This window comes from Aeromonas piscicola (assembly GCF_000820005.1).
In the GTDB taxonomy this organism is placed as follows: Bacteria; Pseudomonadota; Gammaproteobacteria; order Enterobacterales; family Aeromonadaceae; genus Aeromonas; species Aeromonas piscicola.
In genome coordinates this window covers 35747-55165 of sequence record NZ_CDBL01000010.1, presented here as the reverse complement: position 1 = coordinate 55165, position 19419 = coordinate 35747, and the positions used below count along the sequence as shown (strand labels likewise).

Sequence of the window (19419 nt, the reverse complement as noted above, 5' to 3'; positions counted from 1 at the left end):
ATTATTAGGCTGTAATTCTTAATTGGCAGTTTAGTTAGTGGGTAGATATATATGGCAAGAATCCTGATGACTCGTGCTCTTGGCGACAACGGCCATATAGTTGATGTCAAAGACGTTGTGAGTGGAAAAGCATGCAATTGCACATGCATCGGTTGTCAGGGCGCTGTCTGGGCTATGAAAGGGCAAGTTAAAGCCCATTATTTTGCTCATGAGCCTAATTCAATCGAGCAGAATTCCTGTACCTGGAAGCCAGAAACCGAAATACATATCTTGGCTAAAGAGGTTTTAGTAACTGACAGGCAGTTATTGCTGCCTATTGGAACTATAAACCCAATCCATAAAAACATAGTTTTTGATGAGATGGTATGTGAGGTTTATGAGGGGCGAGTTATCCCAGATGTAATTGGGTTCATCGATGGAGAGAAGGTTCTCATCGAAGTTGCAGTTACGCACTTTTGTGATCGAGGAAAAATTAAAGAACTAAAAAGGGTGAATGCAACCTGCGTTGAACTTGACCTTAGTGGATTTCGTGTGAAAGGAGAGATAATCTCAAAAGAAGAAATTAGCGATTATCTAAAAAAATGCCCTAAAAAATGGATATCTGTGGCTCCTGTTGGCAACTTCTCCGAAATGATGTACTCCCATAATAGGCAGCAGTTAATATATTTACAGCATCAGTATTCATCATTGAGTTCAAAACATGATGCAGAGGTTAAAAGGCTTAATGCAGAATTCGAAGCGATCAAAAATACGCGCGAATCAGAACTAAGTGATATGCAAAGAGTGATTCAACAGGCTCGGAATGCAGAAAGGAATGCAAGTTCAATCCTTGAACAGTGGGATAGGATAAAAATTGATAAAGAGTCATCCATTTCAAAGATAGAGGACAAAATAATCCTACTGGAAGATCAATATAGAAGCTTTGAAATGGAATTAAAAGAACGTCTTTATCATGTGCAAGATGAGATTGATAAAAAACAAGGCTTACTAAACGACCTTCTTAATCTAGATGAACTTAAGTCTGAATTTTATTCACAAGTTGATGATATAAATAGAACTATTAAAGCCAAAGAGGCTCAGCTTGATGCTAGTGAAGTCGAAATACGCAGGCGTTCAACATCCTTAGACTTAATACAGAAAAATTTAAATGATAGCCTCATCTCACTACAAGAGCGAGAAGATGCTTTAACCGAAAAAGCCAAAGACTTGGCAAGCATCGTAGATATTAAATCAAGAGAGCAGGCTCAAAGAATGCTTTCACACTGGATAAAAGAAAAATCAAATGGGATAAAAGAGCTGGAGGAAAAAGAAAGGCAGACCATGAAGGCTATTGATAACCTAAGGAGAAAGTATGGTTCATTTATTAAAATTCCAGAGTGAATATCTTTACATACTGATACACATTAAAAGGCCTTCTGTTTCAGAAGGCCTTTTGTCATTTATGTAAACAGTAGTTGGGTCAAGTAACCCATCATGATGGCCATCCCCAGTATGACGGTCAGGAACGCCACAATCATAGGTGTTCTGAACATCGACTTGAGCAGGATCACCTCGGTCAGGCTGGCCCCCGCACTACCGATAATCAGTGCCATCACCGCACCCATGCCCATTCCTTTGCTCAGCAATACCGATGCCAGAGGGATAACGGCTTCTGCCCGGATATAGAGTGGAATACCCACAACTGCGCTGAATGGGATCGCCATCGGGTTGTCTGACCCTGCGTGGGCCGCTATCCACTCGGCGGGGATGAAACCATAGATAAATGACCCTATCAGCACCCCTAGCAACATGTAAGGAAGCACTTCTTTGAATTGCTGCCAGGCATCAATACGCGCTTTGGCGAAGGCAGTGGGAATGACTGGAACCTGAGTTAGTGCCGCAGTGCCATCTGCGCAGCAAGAGACTGTTGGTGCGGCCTCATCGGGTTGCGCAGTACAGCAAGATGCCTGAGCCTTTAGCGGTTTGATGGACTTGATAGCATTGCTTGAGCAGCAAGCGGTTGCACTCACACTGGCAGGTTCACTTGTCGTGTTGCTACAACCGGTGCCGCAGCTACTTTGCTTGGCCTCTTTGGAGTCAATGACATGACGCTCAAACCCCAGCATGTCGAGCAACATACTCGCCAGCACAGAAACGCCTGCTGCAATTACGGCATACAGTACCGTCACTTTCCAGCCGAAGGTGGCCCACATAAGGCCGACTATGATCGGGTTGAGCAGCGGTGAGACAAACAGGAAGGTCAGGGTTGGCCCAAAACCAGCTTTGGCAGACAAGAGTCCACGCAGCATAGGGATGGTTGAGCAACTGCAAAAAGGGGTCAATGCGCCAAGTGCTGCTGAAATAAAATAGCCTCTACCTTTTCGTGCCCCCAGCATGGCTTGGATCTTGGTGTCAGGTATCTTTTGGCGGATCAAGCTGACCCCAGCACTGATCACCAGGAACAGCACAGAAAGCTCGAAGGCTAGGAACAAAAACATCTGAGATGCATCTGCCAGCATGCTTAACCAATCATTCATCTTCATGTCCTCTTTGATTTTCTATATTTCTGGAATAATCGAAACATATGAGTGATCAAGATATTTCTGGTATTATCGAAATATGCGTCATCGAGAGGAGTGAGCTATGCAATTGGAAGAGGTTGCTAAGGCATTGAAAGAGCTGGGTCATCCGACTCGTTTGTTCATTTTCAAGCATTTGGTCAAAGCGGGAGAGCAAGGCCTCCCTGTTGGCGACTTGCAGAAGCAGCTCGCGATTCCCGCATCGACCCTAAGCCACCACATTGCCGCGCTGGTCTCAGTTGGCCTAGTCAAGCAGAACCGTGAGAGCCGTACCCTGCTGTGCGTCTCTCAATATGAAGTGCTGGAAGAGATCATCGCGTTTTTCCGTGATGAGTGCTGTGTAAACGGTAGCTCAACCTGAGCATATTCAAAGCAGCATCCAAGCTGACTTGATCATTTCAACTGTTCTTGTATAGTTGTAATTACGAAGCGATTGATTGAGGTTCCAATGAATAAAGATGTTGCTACTAAAGTCTTCGAATCTCTGTCGTCCGGCATCCGCCTCGATGTATGGCGCATGTTGGTCAAGGCTGGGCTGGAAGGGCAAGTCGCCGGACAGCTGGCCAGTGAGCTCGACATTGCTCCTAACACGCTTTCATTTCATCTGAAAGCCATGCTGCATGCTGGCTTGCTCTCGGTGGAGCAGGAGGGGCGCTTTTTACGCTATCGCGCCAATATTCCCCTGATGCTCGACTTAATCGGTTATCTCACCGAAGAGTGCTGCGCCGGTCATCCAGAAGCCTGCGGCGTGATGAGGGCCGAGTCTGGCTGCTCACCCCATGTATTGCCTGCGCAGCCATGCTGCAATAAGGAGTAGACCATGAGACTCATACAAGTTTTTGACCCTGCCTTGTGCTGCTCCAGTGGAGTGTGTGGAACAGATATTGACCAAAGCCTGGTGATCTTTGCTGGTGATGCCGAGTGGCTCAAACAGCAGGGTGGCTCTCTATACCGATTCAACCTGGCACAACAGCCCCTAGTCTTCGCTGAAACTCCGGCAGTAGCTTCCTTCTTGGAACTGACTGGGGAAGAAGGTTTACCGGTGACGCTGGTTGATGGCCAGGTGGTTCTCACCGGTCGTTATCCCAGCCGCGCTGAACTGAGCCGCTATGCAGGGCTGGAATTACTGAAAGCACCAGCAAGTGATGGTGCCGAAGTTGAACAGCCAGAAGCTGAGTCCAGCAAAGCCTATGCCATCAAAGGGATCGTTAAGAGTGGATGCTGCTCCGGTAGCAGTGGTTGCTGCTAAGCGACATCGCCTGGCTGGCAAGTTCTCTGTTCGGTCAATTGCCTCGTTATTCCTGACAGGAGTCTCTCATGTCACCGTTTCTGAACTACTCGTTTCTCAATGATGCCCCCCCATTTCTCTTCTTCACCGGTAAAGGTGGGGTGGGTAAAACATCGCTGGCCTGTGCCAGTGCGGTTGCCTTGTGCGACTGTGGCAAACGGGTACTGCTGGTCAGCACGGATCCGGCTTCAAACGTAGGCCAAGTGTTCGACACCCAGATAGGGAACCAGATCACCAGGATCCCGCAAGTCGATGGATTATCAGCACTGGAGATTGACCCGCAAGCCGCCGCGCAAACCTATCGCGAACGTATCGTTGGCCCAGTGCGCGGCAAGCTGCCCGAAAGCGTGTTACGCAGTATTGAAGAACAGCTCTCCGGTGCCTGCACTACAGAGATCGCCGCCTTTGACGAGTTCACTGCTCTCTTGACCGACAGCAGCCTAGTGGTGGAATACGACCACATCGTGTTCGATACGGCACCGACTGGCCACACTATCCGTCTATTGCAATTGCCAGGGGCATGGAGCGAGTTTTTGGAGCAGGGCAAGGGTGATGCTTCCTGTCTGGGGCCCTTGGCTGGACTGGAAAAACAGCGCAGCCAATACGCAGAAGCCGTTGCAGCTCTCTCTGATGCCGGAAAAACGCGACTGATTCTGGTCGCCCGAGCGCAAACATCAACATTGCGGGAAGTGGCGCGTACCCATGACGAACTGGCTGCTATCGGTCTTGCCAATCAGCAGTTGGTTATCAATGGCATCTTCCCGCAAAGCGAAATGGTGGATGACCCCTTGGCAACTGCCGTATGGCAACGTGAGCAGCAGGCTATGGCTGATATGCCAGCGTTGCTGGCAAGTTTGCCACAAGACAGAGTGCCGCTGCTGGCGACCAATTTAGTGGGCGTGGACAGCCTGCGCCAGTTACTTGGTGCGGATCCGGTTAAGGGGAGCGATAAGGTCGAACGCACAGCCACTGAACAACACCCCGTATTGAAGCAGCTGGTCGATGAATTGGCCTGCGATGGTCACGGGCTCCTCATGCTGATGGGCAAGGGTGGTGTGGGTAAAACTACCTTGGCGGCGGCTGTGGCGGTAGAGCTCGCCAGTCGAGGGCTACCAGTTCATCTCACTACCTCAGATCCCGCAGCTCACCTTGGTGAGACGCTGGCTGGTGTCTTGCCCAGCCTGGAGGTCAGTCGCATCGATCCCCATGCCGAGACCGAGCGTTATCGTGCCCAGGTGCTTGCCACCAAGGGGGTAAGTCTGGATGCACAGGGCCGCGCCCTGCTGGAAGAAGATTTGCGCTCCCCCTGTACCGAAGAGATTGCCGTGTTTCAGGCCTTCTCGCGGATCATTCGCGAGGCAGGCAAGCGATTCGTGGTGATGGATACAGCGCCCACTGGCCATACCCTGCTGCTGCTCGATGCGACCGGAGCCTATCATCGAGAGCTCGCCCGTCAGATGGGGGGCAAGGGGCTACACTTCACCACCCCCATGATGCAGTTGCAAGACCCGAAACAGACCAAGGTGGTGATCGTCACCCTGCCTGAGCCAACTCCTGTACAGGAGGCTACCAACTTGCAAGCCGACTTGCGCCGCGCCGGTATCGAACCCTGGGCTTGGGTAGTCAATCACATGCTGGCCCCGACCAGTGTCACCTCTCCATTGCTGGCCCAGCGAGCGTATCGCCAGCAGCCCCATATTGAAGCGGTCAAGGAGGAACATGCGAAGCGTTATGCTGTGGTGCCCTTGCAAGCTGTCGAGCCGGTGGGGGTGAAAGCGCTGCAAGATTTATGTCACCCCATCCACAAATCGGGGTGAGTGCATCAGCCCCCTCTAGCCTTACTTCTCATTTACCTCATATACGGAGTCTTTTGATGAATACCAGTATTTGCTGCGATTTGCACGTCAGCAAAAAAATGAGTTTTCTAGACCGCAATCTGACCCTCTGGATCTTTGTTGCCATGGGCATCGGGGTTGGGATTGGCTATCTGTTCCCTCAAGTTGCTCAGTGGAACGAGGCGATGTCGGTTGGGACTACCAATATACCTTTGGCTATTGGCCTTATCCTGATGATGTACCCGCCTCTAGCCAAGGTGAATTACGGCACCATGGGGGCCATGACCCGTGACCGCCGCGCCATCACCCTCTCATTGGTGATGAACTGGCTTGTTGGCCCTATCTTAATGTTCGCTATTGCCTTGGTGTTTTTGCATGACTACCCAGACTATATGGTGGGCCTCATCCTGATCGGTCTTGCGCGTTGCATTGCCATGGTTCTGGTGTGGAACGATCTGGGGGGGGGCAACAAGGAGTATGGTGCGGGTCTAGTGGCACTCAACAGCGGTTTTCAGATCCTAACCTACAGCTTTATGGCTTGGTTGTTTATTACCGTGCTGCCGCCACTGTTCGGCCTGCAAGGATTTGTGGTGGATATCACTATGCTGGATATCGCCGAAAGCGTGCTGATTTATCTGGGGATCCCCTTCCTCGCAGGGTTCTTGAGCCGCCACTATCTGGTCAAGGCTAAAGGGGAGAAGTGGTACACCGAGCGTTTTATTCCGGCAATTTCCCCCATCACACTGATCGCCTTGTTGGCTACGATAGTGCTGATGTTCAGCCTCAAGGGCGAGATGATCGTCGAATTGCCTATGGATGTACTGAGAGTTGCGGTGCCCTTGGTGGTCTACTTCGTGTTGATGTTTTTCACCAGCTTCTTAGTTGGTAAAAAGCTGGGCATCTCCTATGACAAAAACGCCTCCATCGCTTTTACTGCCACCGGTAATAACTTCGAGCTGGCGATTGCAGTTTCCATCGCAGTGTTCGGACTGAGCTCAGATCAAGCGTTCGCCGGAGTCATTGGCCCACTGGTGGAGGTTCCCGTACTCATCGCCCTAGTTAATGTCGCCTTGCGCATGAAGCGCAACTATGTCAAAGCGGAGTCCTAAAAATGAATAAAGCCCAGATCACCATTTATCATAACCCAGCGTGTGGCACCTCCCGAAATACGCTGGAGCTTATCCGCAACTCAGGCGTTGAGCCTACAGTTATCCACTATTTGGAGACACCACCGAGCCGCGAAACCCTAGTAGCCTTGATTGAGGCTATGGAGATGCCGGTACGCGACTTGCTGCGTAAAAACGTGCCGCCATTTGAGGGGCTTGGGCTGGCCGAGGATAGATTCAGCGATGATGAGTTGATTGACGCCATGCTGGCTCATCCCATTCTGATCAACCGTCCCATCGTGGTGACCCCGCTTGGCACCAAGTTGTGCCGTCCGTCAGAGGTTGTGTTGGATATTCTGCCGGCTCCTCAGCAAGGAGCCTTCACCAAGGAAGATGGAGAGCAGGTTGTGGATGCACAAGGAAAACGCATCAAGTAATCCAGCTAACGTCAGAAAATATGAAATTGTCAGGTTAGACGGCTGTTGCCTGAGTGCATGTAAGGACGTGTTAGTCTGACAGTAGTTCTCGATTTTTCAACATCTGATGGCAGAGCATAGTATGTACAGATCTAGTTATCACCTGACACCGGCCTCAAACCGGATTCTTATTTACGTTACTTTCGTGCGCCCTTCCTTTGGTATCAAGTAAGAACCTATACAACGTGCTGTAACGGCCTGCCCTTCCACCATCCTTCCTGTTGATCTACCTGTCCCTGCCCATCCTCTAAAGCCCAATGAGTTAACCTGGTGAGGGTGATACCTATTTGCAACCAAGCAACCTGTCGAACCAGGTATTGGTTGCATAGGTCTAATGAATGCAGAGGCGGCTATGACCGATGAAATTGAAGGCGTTGCTGACGTTATTGAGCACTTTGGTGGGGTCTAGCTGGCTGAGTCTACGACATGCGACTTTCTCGCTGGGTAGACATATGGCTTTACAATCCATTTTGAAGCCGTATCAACACCCCATTTTGTGGGCAACTGTCAGGTGAATACCATTTCCATACACATGGACTCTAGGCACCTATCAGAATTAAATACAAACCTCACCAGGCTGAACGTAGTTGAAATACTAAGATGGTGTCTCAATAAACTCATAAGGAATGTTTACAACTATACATTTCTTCATCGGCTAATCTAAGTAGCATGTTTAAATCCGGTGGAGTAGCTGGGTCATAGCTCACCATGCCTATTGAACAAGATAGAGTATAGGGCTTTCCGCTATGAACATTGAACTCTTCAAATGCAAAAACTATTCTACTGCGCATATATTTAAAATATTCACTGCTTTCCTCTGGCAATAAAACAACATACTCATCGCCTCCTAACCTAGCACAAACGTCTGAGCTTCTAAAAATCATATTTATTAATCTAGCGGCTTGGCACAATGCATCATCTCCAACATCATGACCAAAGCGATCGTTTATTGATTTGAAATTATTCAAGTCGATAAATAATAATGAGAGACTTCTCTTTGTTCTAAACGCATGTTGCAAGTATCTCTCAGCTAGAAGAATAAACCCTCGTCTATTTGTTATCCCTGTAAGTTCATCTATTGTAGCCATCTGTACAGCGCGTAACTCACTCTCAACTGTAGATGCTAAGTCAGTAAATAAAGCTCTCTCTTTGTCACCAAAAACCCTTGGCTTCCGATCTATAATGCACAAGGAACCAATGTGCAGTCCATTCGTTATGACTAATGAGTGTCCAGCATAGAAGCGAATATATGGCTCCCCAATAACCATCGGATTCTCAGCATATAGGGGATCTTGAGTTGCATCCTCTATAACAAGCATGCTCTTTGTGAGAAACCCATTTCTACAAAAGGAGATATTTGGAAGTGGTTCATGCATGTTTAGACCATAACAAGGTTTAGCCCACCCATGCTCATTATCTTCAAAAGATATTAGGGCAATAGGCACGTCAAAAATATTACGAGCCATCCTTGTTATACGAATGAAACGTTCCTCTGTAGGGGAATCAAGTGCTTGAAGACGGCGTAACGCATCTAGGCGTAGTAAGTCGGGATCTGAGGTTTCATGAAGAGGTTGCATCCTTGCTTCCTTTTTTCATATCGGTTTTAAACGCGAATAGTATGGCATTCTTTGAGATGCAACAGAATGGAATGTAGCATTACAGATGACGGATTTTATTTATAGTGTGATCGTTAACTCATTAGCTTCTCATATAGGATTTAACTCGACAGGAGGTAAGCCCTACACAACACCGTGGCTAGGCCCAATAGAGTCCTTGTTTGGGTTGTAATAATGGCTAATGAAAGTTGAAGGTTTAAGTCTATGTAGAGTGAAAAGATGCCTCTGCTTGAGGCATCTTTTTTCATGCAGTTATTCCGTTTCTGTCTTGGCTTTTGCCAACACACTAAGAATAGTTGCAGCATTCACTTTAACTCCGACAGGAATAGCATCCAGGTCAACGATGAAGTCTGGATTATGCAGGCCATAGGGAAACGATTTACCCTCTTTCCGAGCTTTTGCAAACAAGTCGGGTGGTGCAATACCGATAAACTGATATGCATAAGGAACATTCATTCCCTTAAATGCTTCAGCAAAATCTTCAGAGCCCATTGCTGAGGGGAAATTGCTAATGACCTTATCCTCACCCAGAAGCTGGCGTAGTGCGGGGGTGACCTTTTCCATCAATTTGGCGTCATTGACCACCGCATCGGCATTGCCCTTCATAACTCTTGTCGGCAGTCTGTCTTCCGGTACGCCAGACGCTATCGCGATCCCACGATTCACCTCATCAATGCGGCGAAGCAACAGGTCGCGCACCTCGTGACTGAACCAACGCAGATTAAGCCTCAGCACAGCACTCTCTGGTATCACATTGTTATCGCGGCCTGCCTCTATGGCACCTACAGTCAGCACAGCTGGTTTTTGCGGATCTATGTTGCGGCTGATTATTGTCTGATAGGCAAGAACAGCCTGAGCGGCCATCACCACTGGATCTAATGCCAGTTCAGGGGTAGAGCCATGCCCACCAATACCGTAGAAAGTGATGTCTAGTTGGTCAGTCCCAGCCATCCTCACCCCTGGGGCACTTGCTACCACACCTGTCGGCCCAGGGACAACGTGAGCGCCGAACGCATAATTCGGTTTGGGAAAGTCACGCAGCCAAAGCCCGTCATCCACCATACTCTGCGCCCCAGTGCCTGGCTCCTCGGCTGGTTGTGCATAGACAACAAGTGTCCCAGACCACATAGGCTTTATGGATGACATGACCTTAGCGACACCCAGTAACCAGGTTACATGGGCGTCATGACCACAAGCATGCATCACATCGATTTCACGACCATCAGCAAGTTTTTGCTTGGTGTTGGCAGCATATTCCAAGCCCGTTGCTTCGCGAACCTGTAATGCATCCATGTCAGCCCGATACCAAACTGTTGGCCCTTCACCGTTTTTCAGCACCCCGACAACACCTGTCTTGGCGATCCCCTCGGTTACTACAAACCCTAACTCACGCAACTGCTGGCTAACGATGCTGGCAGTTCGTACCTCTGTGTAGCCAATTTCGGGGTGTCTGTGTAAGTCCTTGTAAATCTCGATAAGTCTCGCACTATCACTAGCAACACTTTCGTTGATCTGTGCTATCAGCTCCTTTGAGAATGGTGCTGTATTTGCACTATTTTCTAGCTGGTTATCAGATGTGCTCATGGCCGTTGCAGTGGAGGATAGTGCGAGCATCGCTGCAATTGCAGCTACTTGACAACATGAAGACTGTTTCATTTACATACCCTGTGGTGGAAAGTTTGAATGGTACAACTGGTATATTGATGTGTCTGGAAACTATAACTGACGGTGACCGAATAGGTATTGTTGATGCTTACTAATAAACAATACCTAATTGCATCATCGCTGGCAAAAACTCTCATCGCTGCACTTTGCATGCATACATCTCCTCATCTGCTTGCCGGAGTAGTTTTTCTAAATCAGGTGGCATACTGGCATCGTAAATAACAATGCCTAGAGAGCATGAAAGCTGGTACGGCTTACCACTATGACTATTGAAATCATTTAGCGAATGATACAGTCGCTCTTTAATCCTATTGCAATGTTCATTACCAGTCCCAGGTAAAAGAACTACGAATTCATCCCCACCAAGACGCGCAAATATATCTGCGTCTCGAAATACGCGGCATAATAATTCTGCCATTTGTCGTAGTGCATCATCACCAATATCATGACCAAATTTATCGTTAATCAGCTTGAAGTGATTGAGGTCTAAAAACAGTAAGGCCGCATGATGTTTTACACGAAATGCATATTTCAAGCTTTTTTCGGCAAGCAGCATGAATCCTCTACGGTTAGTTATCCCCGTCAATTCATCTATTGTCGCCATCTGTACTGCTCGTAGCTCACTCTCAACCATAGATGCCAAGTCGGCTAACAGCGCTTGATCCCGTGAACTAAGCACTCTGGGCTTAGAGTCTATGACGCACAACGTGCCGAGCTTCAAGCCATTGCCTACTTGAAGTGGATGGCCAGCATAGAAGCGTATGTGTGGTGCTCCTGTAACTAAAGGGTTATCAGAAAATCGTGGATCTCTGGCGGCATCTTCAACTACGAACAGTTGATCACCAAGAATCGCGTGACCACAGAAAGAAATTTCTCTCGGTGTCTCCAAGACTGGCAAGCCACAACATGATTTGAACCACTGTCTATTTTCATCAACCAATGATACCAGAGCGATAGGCACCTCAAACATGTTGCGAGCCATCCTGGTAATCCGGTCGAAACGCTCCTCTGCGGGGCTATCAAGAATCGCTAAACGGCGCAATGCATCTAAGCGGAGCCGTTCGTTATCTGGTACTACAGAGCTTTGCATCAACATCTCCTTGTTATTTAGGGCACTGGTTCTACCGCCAACATGTGTTCTCACATCTGATTTACTAGCGATCTATTACAGTAGGCACCGAATCGCCATCAGTGATCTACACACCTCCTAGTCGTTCTCGCTAGGCTCTCGAACCCTACTGGTCTCAACAGATCATTGAAACCATGCTTTTGTTGGCTGTTGTAAAACAACTCGATATAGTCGAATAGATCACTCCTAGCTTTATCCATTATCGCTTAAATCTTCTTTTTGACTCGCTCTCACTTAAGCGGTTGAAAAAACGCTACTCCATTGACCCACGATATCGTTAGAAGTTTCACTGGAAAATGTCCATGATGCCGAGGTACTGCCGACTCTGTTCAATCCACTGCGGCGCATGCAGGGCCGTGATTATGCAGATGGTGCCTATGACAGCAAATCCCGCCGTCAGCTTATCTCGCGTAAAGGGGCTACTGCCTGTATTTCACTTAGCAAGAATGCAGGGCTATGGAAAAGGGGCTTCCAATAAATGAGGCTATGCTGGTGATGCGCAAGGAAGGGCTTGCGCACAGGAAGAAGATATTAGGGTATCACCTTCGTTCGCTAGCAGAGTGGTGATGTATCGGTTTAAGCAGTTGCTGGCAGGGGAAATCAGTCAGCGAGTATTCAACGGTTAAGTAGGGGGAAGTGATGGCGTATGTTGGTGCAATAAACAAGGCTGAAAAGCCTTGGTCTACCTGTCAGAAAGCCCCGAGTGTAGCGGTCACAAGGGGCTGAGTAGGTCATGACTTTAGGCTGCTTCAATGAGTAAAGGTTGGCTCCAAAGCATAGTGTCGGAAGCAAGCCTCCAGATTGCTGCGGATTGCCGGTGTCACATTGATGAACTCTAGACCGTATGCTTCTCCATCTTCCTCTTGTTTCGACCACATCACTTTGGCCGTAACTGCCAGCGGCGTCTGACTGCGATAGAGATCTATGGACTGTTTGGGGGTGTAGATCTTGAGCTCGACTTGCGACTTTTTGGGCAATTCGAGGGACTGCACGGTGCGCAGGCGTAACCCCGTTACACTAAAGTCCTCGGTAATCGATTCGTGGAAGACGCCTCCGGCCCCGATCTTCACCATCATGTGCTGATACATGCGTGGAGCCCCACGCATTTCTCGTTCAGCGCGGTCGGGATTATTGGTTATTTCGAAGCGGAACTGCTCCATGATATCGCGCAACTCGCTCGACTCTTTATAGAGGGTTCGGCTGATGATCCCAGTGGTCTGCACCTTCTCGGTGTTTTCGGAGAGGGCATGTAATAGATCATGGAGATGAGCGTTAAGTGAGGTGAGCTTGTCCATCTGCTCGCTACTGGTGGTTCGGATCTGGCCTGCGGCCTCGACACTGCGTTCAATCTCTCCCATTAGACCATTGATCGACTGACTTGCCTCGTGGGCCTTGTCCATCGTGAGGTGGGTGCGGGCAATTACGCTCTTCACAGTGGCCTCATTCTCGCCGATAAGCTGGCTAAGGGTAGTGACAATGCCATTAATTTCCTTGGTTGCCTGCCCGGCATGAGTGGCCAGTTTGCGCACCTCGTCGGCAACTACAGCAAAGCCACGACCATGTTCACCAGCTCGGGCCGCTTCGATGGCGGCATTGAGTGCTAACAGGTTGGTTTGCTCGGTTATAGCGGTGATTGATTGGGTGATCACCTGGATCTTCTGGCTCGCCTCGCTCAACTGGCGAGTCTTCTGCTCGGCCTGCTGCGCTTCGGTTACTGCACGGCGCATCTCATCGATATTCTCGCTCATCACCTGAGTACTGCGGTTGGCACTCTGATAGGCAAGCTCCGCCTGCTGTCCGACTTGATCAGCAAGCCCTGCTACTGCCTCGGCTGCGTAGGATAGATCGTTACTGGCACGGTTCACTTCACCCGAGTGATGTTGCTCAGTTTGGGCTGCATCAGTGATGGTCTTGGAAATATCGGAGATCTGGTAGGAGGATTGGGCCAGCTGGCGGGTACGCAGGTCAATCTGGCGCATGTGACCACTGAGCTGCTCAGCCATCATGCGCATAGTGCCTAGCACACTGTTGCCACCAACGCGGGCCTCGATCCTGACGGTCAGGTTGCCAGAGGCAATTTCGGAGGCGACCCACGCAGCATAGCCAGGCTCTCCCCCCAAGGTTCGCATCAGATGACGATATTGGATCAGGTAGGCCATAACCACACAAAGAAGCGATACCAAACCTGCTCCGAGGCTTATCCAGAGTGACAAGCCCTTGGCCTGATCCCGACTGGCGGTGGCACTGGTTATCCGGTTGTCGAGAGTTCGAGATATCTGATCCAGTTTCCCCGCTGCATCTTCAACCATGGCATCAAAGCCATCAGGGCTTTTCATGATAGCGTTGCCCGCGGCCTGTCCCTCATGGACATAAGCGTTAACCATGACCACACCTTTCTCATGCAGTTGATTTGCCACTTCCTGCAACGGCAATATTTCACTGGTGAGCCCAGGTAGAGTACGGGCAAGCGTATCCAAGTTTTTCAATGCATCATCACGGAACGTTGCAGCATCGGCGATCCCTTCTTCAGTATCACCAGTCACAGATGCATCAGTTAGAAATTGCTGGATCTGTACCAAATCGTAACGGGTTGCTTGGAAGGTGGATTGGGCGCGATCTAGTATTTCAACTTTCTCTTGGGCACGTAGTTGAGTTTGATTACTCCATATGGAGACAACAGAGGCAACCAGCAGTGGTACTGCAACCAGAACACCGCCCTTGATCATCATCCATTTGACAGAGTTAAAACGGAGCAGACTGCGCGAGGCTACATTAGCGGCGTTCAGTTCGAGAGCATTGTTATCTAATAGTCCTTGTGCTGTAGCCATGGCATCACCTCATAGACTAGTTGCCGGATGGAAGAGCCATTACCAGAAAGGAAGCCAACTACGCGCTGCCAAGCGGTTATCCCAACAAAAACAATAAACAGCATAAGCTAGGCCAGTGAGAAAAAACCACTCTTCGGAGCCAAACTGACCAAATCATCAAATGTTGGTTTTAAGCATAAATCAAACCAACTTCCCCTTCCTCTGTCATTTCTATCAGTGAGGTATCAACCACCTCAGACAATCGTTATCGGTAATCCCAGCGACCGCATACCACAACCCCAAAAGCGCCTCATACCGAGGAGCATTTTGCGTTTATGCGGCGTTGCTTCCCAAATCAGCCATCAAGTTACAACGTCCCCATGTGTAACGATGAGATGGACGCCCTTAATCAGTTCGGTTGGCTTCATACTTATGCTGGCAGTGACAGCATTCAACTTGGGAAAGCGCCGCTGGAGCACGATCAAAGTCGTTGTGTACGGTTCTGGTTATCTCTTGAAAGAAGCACTGGCTCGGTTTAACCACAAGGGAGTGCAGCACCTTAGATTAGCCCCAGAATTTATAAGGAACGGACGAAGATGCCCAGTAACCACGATGGGTTGCTATTAAAAATGGCGATGTGCTTGTACACATCGCCATGAAGTTAAATTCAGCGGTGTCGATATCAATATCGATAACTCATCAAAATGCCCTGAGCACCATCATTCATAATTCCAGGTGCAAACACCAACTGTTGATCATACGGAGTGGTAAACACGTAGCTAAAACCAGTAGCAATCACTGCACTGGCGATTACATCACGCCAGTAATGATTATCTGATTCAACACGAGACCAGCCTACTGCCCCAGCAGCAAGGTAAGCAGGAAGCCCATAGCTCCAGCCATAACGCATATGCAGATAGCTGGCACCACTAAAGGCCCAGGCCGTATGACCGGACGGGAAGCTTTTCGAACCACCATTTGGCCGTGTTGCATCCACCGTATTCTTCAAAATCTCAACAGTTGCTGTAGTTGATACAAAAGAATAACCAAAATCCTTCAACCCTTCATAGTCGTCTTTATACCAGGAGATCCCTGCTGCAATAGCAGGTAAGGCAAATTGCCCGATATCACCATATGTCTCAAATGCACTAGATGCATATACAGGGCTAAAAAAACTACTAATGACAGCTGCGAGAACAATCTTTTTATTCATATAAAATCCATTTTATGTTAATTCTTTTTCCATCAGCCTAACGGAACTGACACCTCTATCAATACGATTTACTCATAAATATGATCTAGCGCATAAATAGAGTTTTAGCTCTATTGATGGTGGGTTTACATTTGTTTGATATTGATTCGATTCGCCCTTTTTCAAATATGCTGGCTAATGATTTGCTCATTACTTAATCAGCGATCTGCAATGCTTACCAAGCTCAAGTTCATCCTGACGTAGTTCATGCCCTTTAATTGCTTCACATTTATCAGTTATGGATTCTACCTTTCTTAACGCTGCATCCAACATCACATCTAAAGTGCTTAAGGTTTTTGCACGTCTGAATTTAATAAGCCAATCTATCTTAGTCATTTTCTACCTTAGTGACGTTTGATTAATCTTCTATAAACTATTCTGATTCATTTTATTGCTTATGTATACTTTATATGATTGATACAAAACAAGAACAAAAATAAATACAAAGAATACGATGCTAGTGCTTGTCACCCCAAATCCAAACCCACCATGCTTTTCAGATTGTGACAACAAATCGCCTATAGAAGCACCCAGCGGGCGAGTTAAAATATAAATAATCCAAAAGGTAAAAATGACGTTTGTTTTTAAAATTAAGTAGGCTGCATATATGATAAATATAAGTCCCCCAAACAAAAAGACTGAGTTCATGTATCCTAAATCCATACCCTCTGAGACCCAATCACCCGCAGCGGTTCCCAGCGCAAAAGTCACCAATATAGCACTCCAGTAAAACAACTCCCGCTTAGGTGTATCGATAGACCGTATTGATAAAGTCTTTTCCTGGGAGTGCCAGAGCCAAAATGTAGCAAGAAGAATAATTGTAAAAACGATTGTTGAAACCTCCAATGGAACGCCAACTTGATCTGTTAGGTTATCAGTGACCAAGGTGCCAAAGATACTAACAAGCACTACCGCTAGCCAATACTTACATGGGACATATTTATTAGAGTGAAGTTGCATCACCAAGATAACGACTAAAATCCCACCCATGATAATAGATGTAACTGTTAGCCCAAGCCTCATGTTAAATATCAAATAATCAGCTGCCGTTTCCCCAACGGTAGTGGACATCATTTTAATAATCCAGAAAGCCATTGTTACTTCTGGAACCTTATTAAACAAGCCCTTTTCCGATACATTGATATTATTCATATGATTACCTATTTATCGTGCCTACTATAAATCACCACTATCTATTTTTACTAACTATAATTGGAGCAGGCATATGTAACATATGACACTGCTCCAACACTATAATTTCATGCACTTAGTTATCAGTATCTAAATCCAATGCTACAGTGCTGTTTTGTTTGCTTCTTGTACTTGATATGAATACCAGCACAGCAATTGCTAATAGTAATGCAGCTGAGGCGGAATAGCGGCTAAGTTCCAACCCACCTTTGCTCAATGGCTTATCCAGGAAGTCTCCAACAACAGCGCCAAGGGGGCGTGTGATAATAAAGGCAGCCCAAAACAAGAATGTACGAGAGATCTTAGTCCATAAGTAGGCTGCGACTATGGCCAGCAACATGCCACCGAATACAACGGAACTCCCTGCATACCCGAATCCGGCATCATCGGCAGTCCAGTCACCCAATGCCGTGCCAAGAGTTTGTGAAAACATGATGGTGATCCAGTAGAACATTTCTGTTCTGGGTGACGAAATTACACTGGATGATATCTCTCCTTGCGCTCGATACCACACCCCAAAGGAACCAAGTAACAAAAGGAAGAGTATGGTCGAACCACCTGCATAACCAATTCCCAAAGAACGGTCTGCAAAGTCAGCCAGCGTTGTACCCACCGTGGTGGTTGCGATGATCGTGACCCAATACAGCGTAGGGTTATAAGACTTGGCGGATATCTGAGCACTGACAGCAGCAAAAAAAATGACTGCAAAAATTGCTGTACTCACCAGGTAGCCTAGATCCATCGACATCGATAACGCATCTCCGCCTGTCTCACCAAGCGTTGTTGCTAAAATTTTAATCATCCAAAAGGCCAGTGTGATTTCTGGCACCTTGCTTACGATGTTATCGGTGTTGCTATGCATAGTTCACCCTATCCTTTGGTTAGACGAATCGCCGTCTATGTAAGAGTGTCAGGGATTTATTAAGAAACACTTAAGCTGGATGGCGCCATGTGAAAAAATTTAACATTGATGCGTAGCGAATTGTGGTGTGTCAAATGGACTCACAAACTGGGTGGTTCTACTGGGCTTTCTTGTCTGCAATTTTTGCTGCTCTGACTGCAATTTTTGCGAAGGTAGGGGTGGAGGGGGTTGATTCTGACCTTGCAACTTTGATCCGCACAGGAGTGATCATCGTTGTTTTATCAGCATTTATTGCTTACACAGGGAAGTGGGCCAATCCTTTTGGTCTAACACCAAAGACTTGGATTTTCCTTACTCTGTCAGGTTTAGCAACAGGCGCTTCTTGGGTCTGTTACTTTCGAGCACTCAAGATTGGTGAGGCTTTCAAGGTTGCCCCAGTAGACAAGCTCAGCCTTGTCCTGGTTGCTATTTTTGCTTTCACTTTCCTTGGTGAACGGCCATCGGTCAGAGAATGGTTGGGCATTGGCATGATCGCTGGAGGTGTCTTGCTATTGGCTTTCAAGCGATAGAAAGCTGAACGAAGCGCATCTTAAGACTTCCTTAATTTTAGCTGTGTATCATTTCGGATAAGACATTTGTGATTAAGATCACATTTTTATCAGTAAATGACAAAATGCCAATTAAGCTCACGTACAGCTTTGTTACCATTCATTTTCAACATAAAGACAAGATGTCTCGTTAGAAAGTGATTGTTGGGCTATTAATGGAGTAAGTATGCCTTCCCTTATAAAAATAAAAATTGTTCCGCTTATGTTTTTTTTGGCACTGTATTTTGCATTTATGCTGAACTGGCGTGGAGTTCTCCATTTTTACGAAATCCTTTACAAATTAGAAGATTTTAAGTTTGGTTTCGCCATTTCATTACCAATATTGCTTGTTGCAGCGCTTAACTTTGTATTTGTTCCATTTTCGATACGGTATTTAATAAAGCCTTTTTTTGCACTTCTTATCGCACTTAGTGCAATCGTTAGTTACACAATGATGAAGTATAGAGTCTTGTTTGATCAAAACATGATTCAGAATATTTTTGAAACCAATCAAAATGAGGCGTTAGCATATTTAAGCTTACCAATTATAGGATGGGTTACTATTGCTGGCTTTATCCCTGCCATTTTACTTTTCTTTGTTGAAATTGAATATGAGGAAAAGTGGTTCAAAGGGATTCTAACTCGTGCCCTATCGATGTTTGCATCACTTATAGTGATTGCGGTTATTGCAGCACTATACTATCAAGATTATGTGTCAGTGGGGCGCAACAATTCAAACCTCCAGCGTGAAATTGTTCCAGCCAATTTCGTTAATAGTACCGTTAAATACGTTTACAATCGTTATCTTGCTGAACCAATCCCATTTACAACTTTAGGTGATGATGCAAAACGGGATACTAATCAAAGTAAGCCCACGTTGATTTTTCTGGTCGTTGGTGAAACCGCTCGTGGTAAAAATTTCTCGATGAATGGCTATGAGAAAGACACCAATCCATTTACCAGTAAATCTGGTGGCGTGATCTCCTTTAATGATGCTCGTTCGTGTGGGACTGCAACCGCTGTATCTGTTCCCTGCATGTTCTCCAA

Annotated in this window: 18 protein-coding genes and 1 pseudogene; 10 read left to right on the top strand and 9 right to left on the bottom strand. The window is 47.2% G+C overall.

Translation table 11 applies throughout. The annotated features are described in order from the left end of the window. The first annotated feature begins 51 nt into the window (after positions 1-51). Complete coding sequence (locus BN1128_RS24015) at positions 52-1380, top strand: competence protein CoiA family protein (RefSeq protein ID WP_156140071.1); 1329 nt, start codon at positions 52-54, stop codon at positions 1378-1380. Between the two features lie 59 nt (positions 1381-1439). Here BN1128_RS24015 and BN1128_RS02165 read toward each other — a convergent pair whose 3' ends face one another. Then, entirely contained in the window at positions 1440-2516 is a 1077-nt protein-coding gene (locus BN1128_RS02165; RefSeq protein ID WP_042866016.1) for a permease, read from the bottom strand. A 106-nt stretch (positions 2517-2622) separates the two neighbouring features. Between BN1128_RS02165 and BN1128_RS02160 the strand changes: the two genes are divergently transcribed. The 6 genes from BN1128_RS02160 (at position 2623) to arsC (ending at position 7224) form a co-directional block, all read left to right on the top strand. Beyond that, positions 2623-2919, top strand: coding sequence for an ArsR/SmtB family transcription factor (locus BN1128_RS02160; RefSeq protein WP_042865991.1), 297 nt, complete (start codon positions 2623-2625; stop codon positions 2917-2919). Between the two features lie 87 nt (positions 2920-3006). After that, entirely contained in the window at positions 3007-3375 is a 369-nt protein-coding gene (locus tag BN1128_RS02155; protein ID WP_042865989.1) for an ArsR/SmtB family transcription factor, read from the top strand. A gap of 3 nt (positions 3376-3378) precedes the next feature. Continuing rightward, positions 3379-3807, top strand: a complete 429-nt coding sequence (arsD, locus tag BN1128_RS02150) for an arsenite efflux transporter metallochaperone ArsD (RefSeq protein ID WP_042865988.1) — start codon at positions 3379-3381, stop codon at positions 3805-3807. A gap of 68 nt (positions 3808-3875) precedes the next feature. After that, on the top strand, positions 3876-5663 hold the full coding sequence (arsA, locus tag BN1128_RS02145; RefSeq protein ID WP_042865986.1) for an arsenical pump-driving ATPase: 1788 nt from the start codon (positions 3876-3878) through the stop codon (positions 5661-5663). Positions 5664-5719: 56 nt separating this feature from the next. Continuing rightward, the gene (gene arsB, locus BN1128_RS02140) at positions 5720-6790 is read left to right on the top strand and encodes an ACR3 family arsenite efflux transporter (RefSeq protein ID WP_042865984.1); all 1071 of its coding nucleotides are present in this window, start codon (positions 5720-5722) and stop codon (positions 6788-6790) included. A 2-nt stretch (positions 6791-6792) separates the two neighbouring features. Then, complete coding sequence (gene arsC / locus BN1128_RS02135; protein WP_042865983.1) at positions 6793-7224, top strand: glutaredoxin-dependent arsenate reductase; 432 nt, start codon at positions 6793-6795, stop codon at positions 7222-7224. A gap of 656 nt (positions 7225-7880) precedes the next feature. Here the strand turns inward: arsC and BN1128_RS24335 are convergent. The 3 genes from BN1128_RS24335 to BN1128_RS02125 all read right to left on the bottom strand — a co-directional run bounded on the left by BN1128_RS24335 (position 7881) and on the right by BN1128_RS02125 (position 11634). After that, a complete protein-coding gene (locus BN1128_RS24335) occupies positions 7881-8840 on the bottom strand; it encodes a sensor domain-containing diguanylate cyclase (protein ID WP_082030327.1) in 960 nt (319 codons plus the stop codon). A 291-nt stretch (positions 8841-9131) separates the two neighbouring features. Next, positions 9132-10535 (bottom strand): amidohydrolase, encoded by a 1404-nt coding sequence (locus tag BN1128_RS02130; RefSeq protein ID WP_042865982.1) that lies wholly within the window; start codon positions 10533-10535, stop codon positions 9132-9134. Positions 10536-10677: 142 nt separating this feature from the next. Next, positions 10678-11634 carry a sensor domain-containing diguanylate cyclase gene (locus BN1128_RS02125; protein ID WP_042865980.1) on the bottom strand — a complete coding sequence of 319 codons (957 nt, stop codon included), beginning with the start codon at positions 11632-11634 and terminating at the stop codon, positions 10678-10680. A 310-nt stretch (positions 11635-11944) separates the two neighbouring features. Between BN1128_RS02125 and BN1128_RS24330 the strand changes: the two are divergent. After that, positions 11945-12382, top strand: a pseudogene (locus BN1128_RS24330) (transposase); the annotation flags it as partial. Between the two features lie 40 nt (positions 12383-12422). On the opposite strand, the gene BN1128_RS02115 reads toward BN1128_RS24330, so the two are convergent. The 5 genes from BN1128_RS02115 to BN1128_RS02105 form a co-directional block, all read right to left on the bottom strand. Then, positions 12423-14501, bottom strand: coding sequence for a methyl-accepting chemotaxis protein (locus tag BN1128_RS02115; protein ID WP_156140069.1), 2079 nt, complete (start codon positions 14499-14501; stop codon positions 12423-12425). Between the two features lie 661 nt (positions 14502-15162). Next, positions 15163-15693, bottom strand: a complete 531-nt coding sequence (locus tag BN1128_RS24325) for a phosphatase PAP2 family protein (protein ID WP_082030326.1) — start codon at positions 15691-15693, stop codon at positions 15163-15165. A gap of 189 nt (positions 15694-15882) precedes the next feature. After that, positions 15883-16068 (bottom strand): hypothetical protein, encoded by a 186-nt coding sequence (locus BN1128_RS24320; protein ID WP_082030325.1) that lies wholly within the window; start codon positions 16066-16068, stop codon positions 15883-15885. Between the two features lie 30 nt (positions 16069-16098). Then, complete coding sequence (locus BN1128_RS02110; RefSeq protein ID WP_042865979.1) at positions 16099-16884, bottom strand: COG4705 family protein; 786 nt, start codon at positions 16882-16884, stop codon at positions 16099-16101. A gap of 115 nt (positions 16885-16999) precedes the next feature. After that, on the bottom strand, positions 17000-17785 hold the full coding sequence (locus BN1128_RS02105; protein ID WP_042865977.1) for a COG4705 family protein: 786 nt from the start codon (positions 17783-17785) through the stop codon (positions 17000-17002). Between the two features lie 134 nt (positions 17786-17919). On the opposite strand from BN1128_RS02105, the gene BN1128_RS02100 reads away from it, so the two are divergent. Further along, complete coding sequence (locus tag BN1128_RS02100) at positions 17920-18354, top strand: EamA family transporter (RefSeq protein WP_033113892.1); 435 nt, start codon at positions 17920-17922, stop codon at positions 18352-18354. A gap of 205 nt (positions 18355-18559) precedes the next feature. Then, positions 18560-19419 (top strand): phosphoethanolamine transferase (locus tag BN1128_RS02095; RefSeq protein WP_042865975.1); only part of this gene is annotated, 860 nt, incomplete at its 3' end.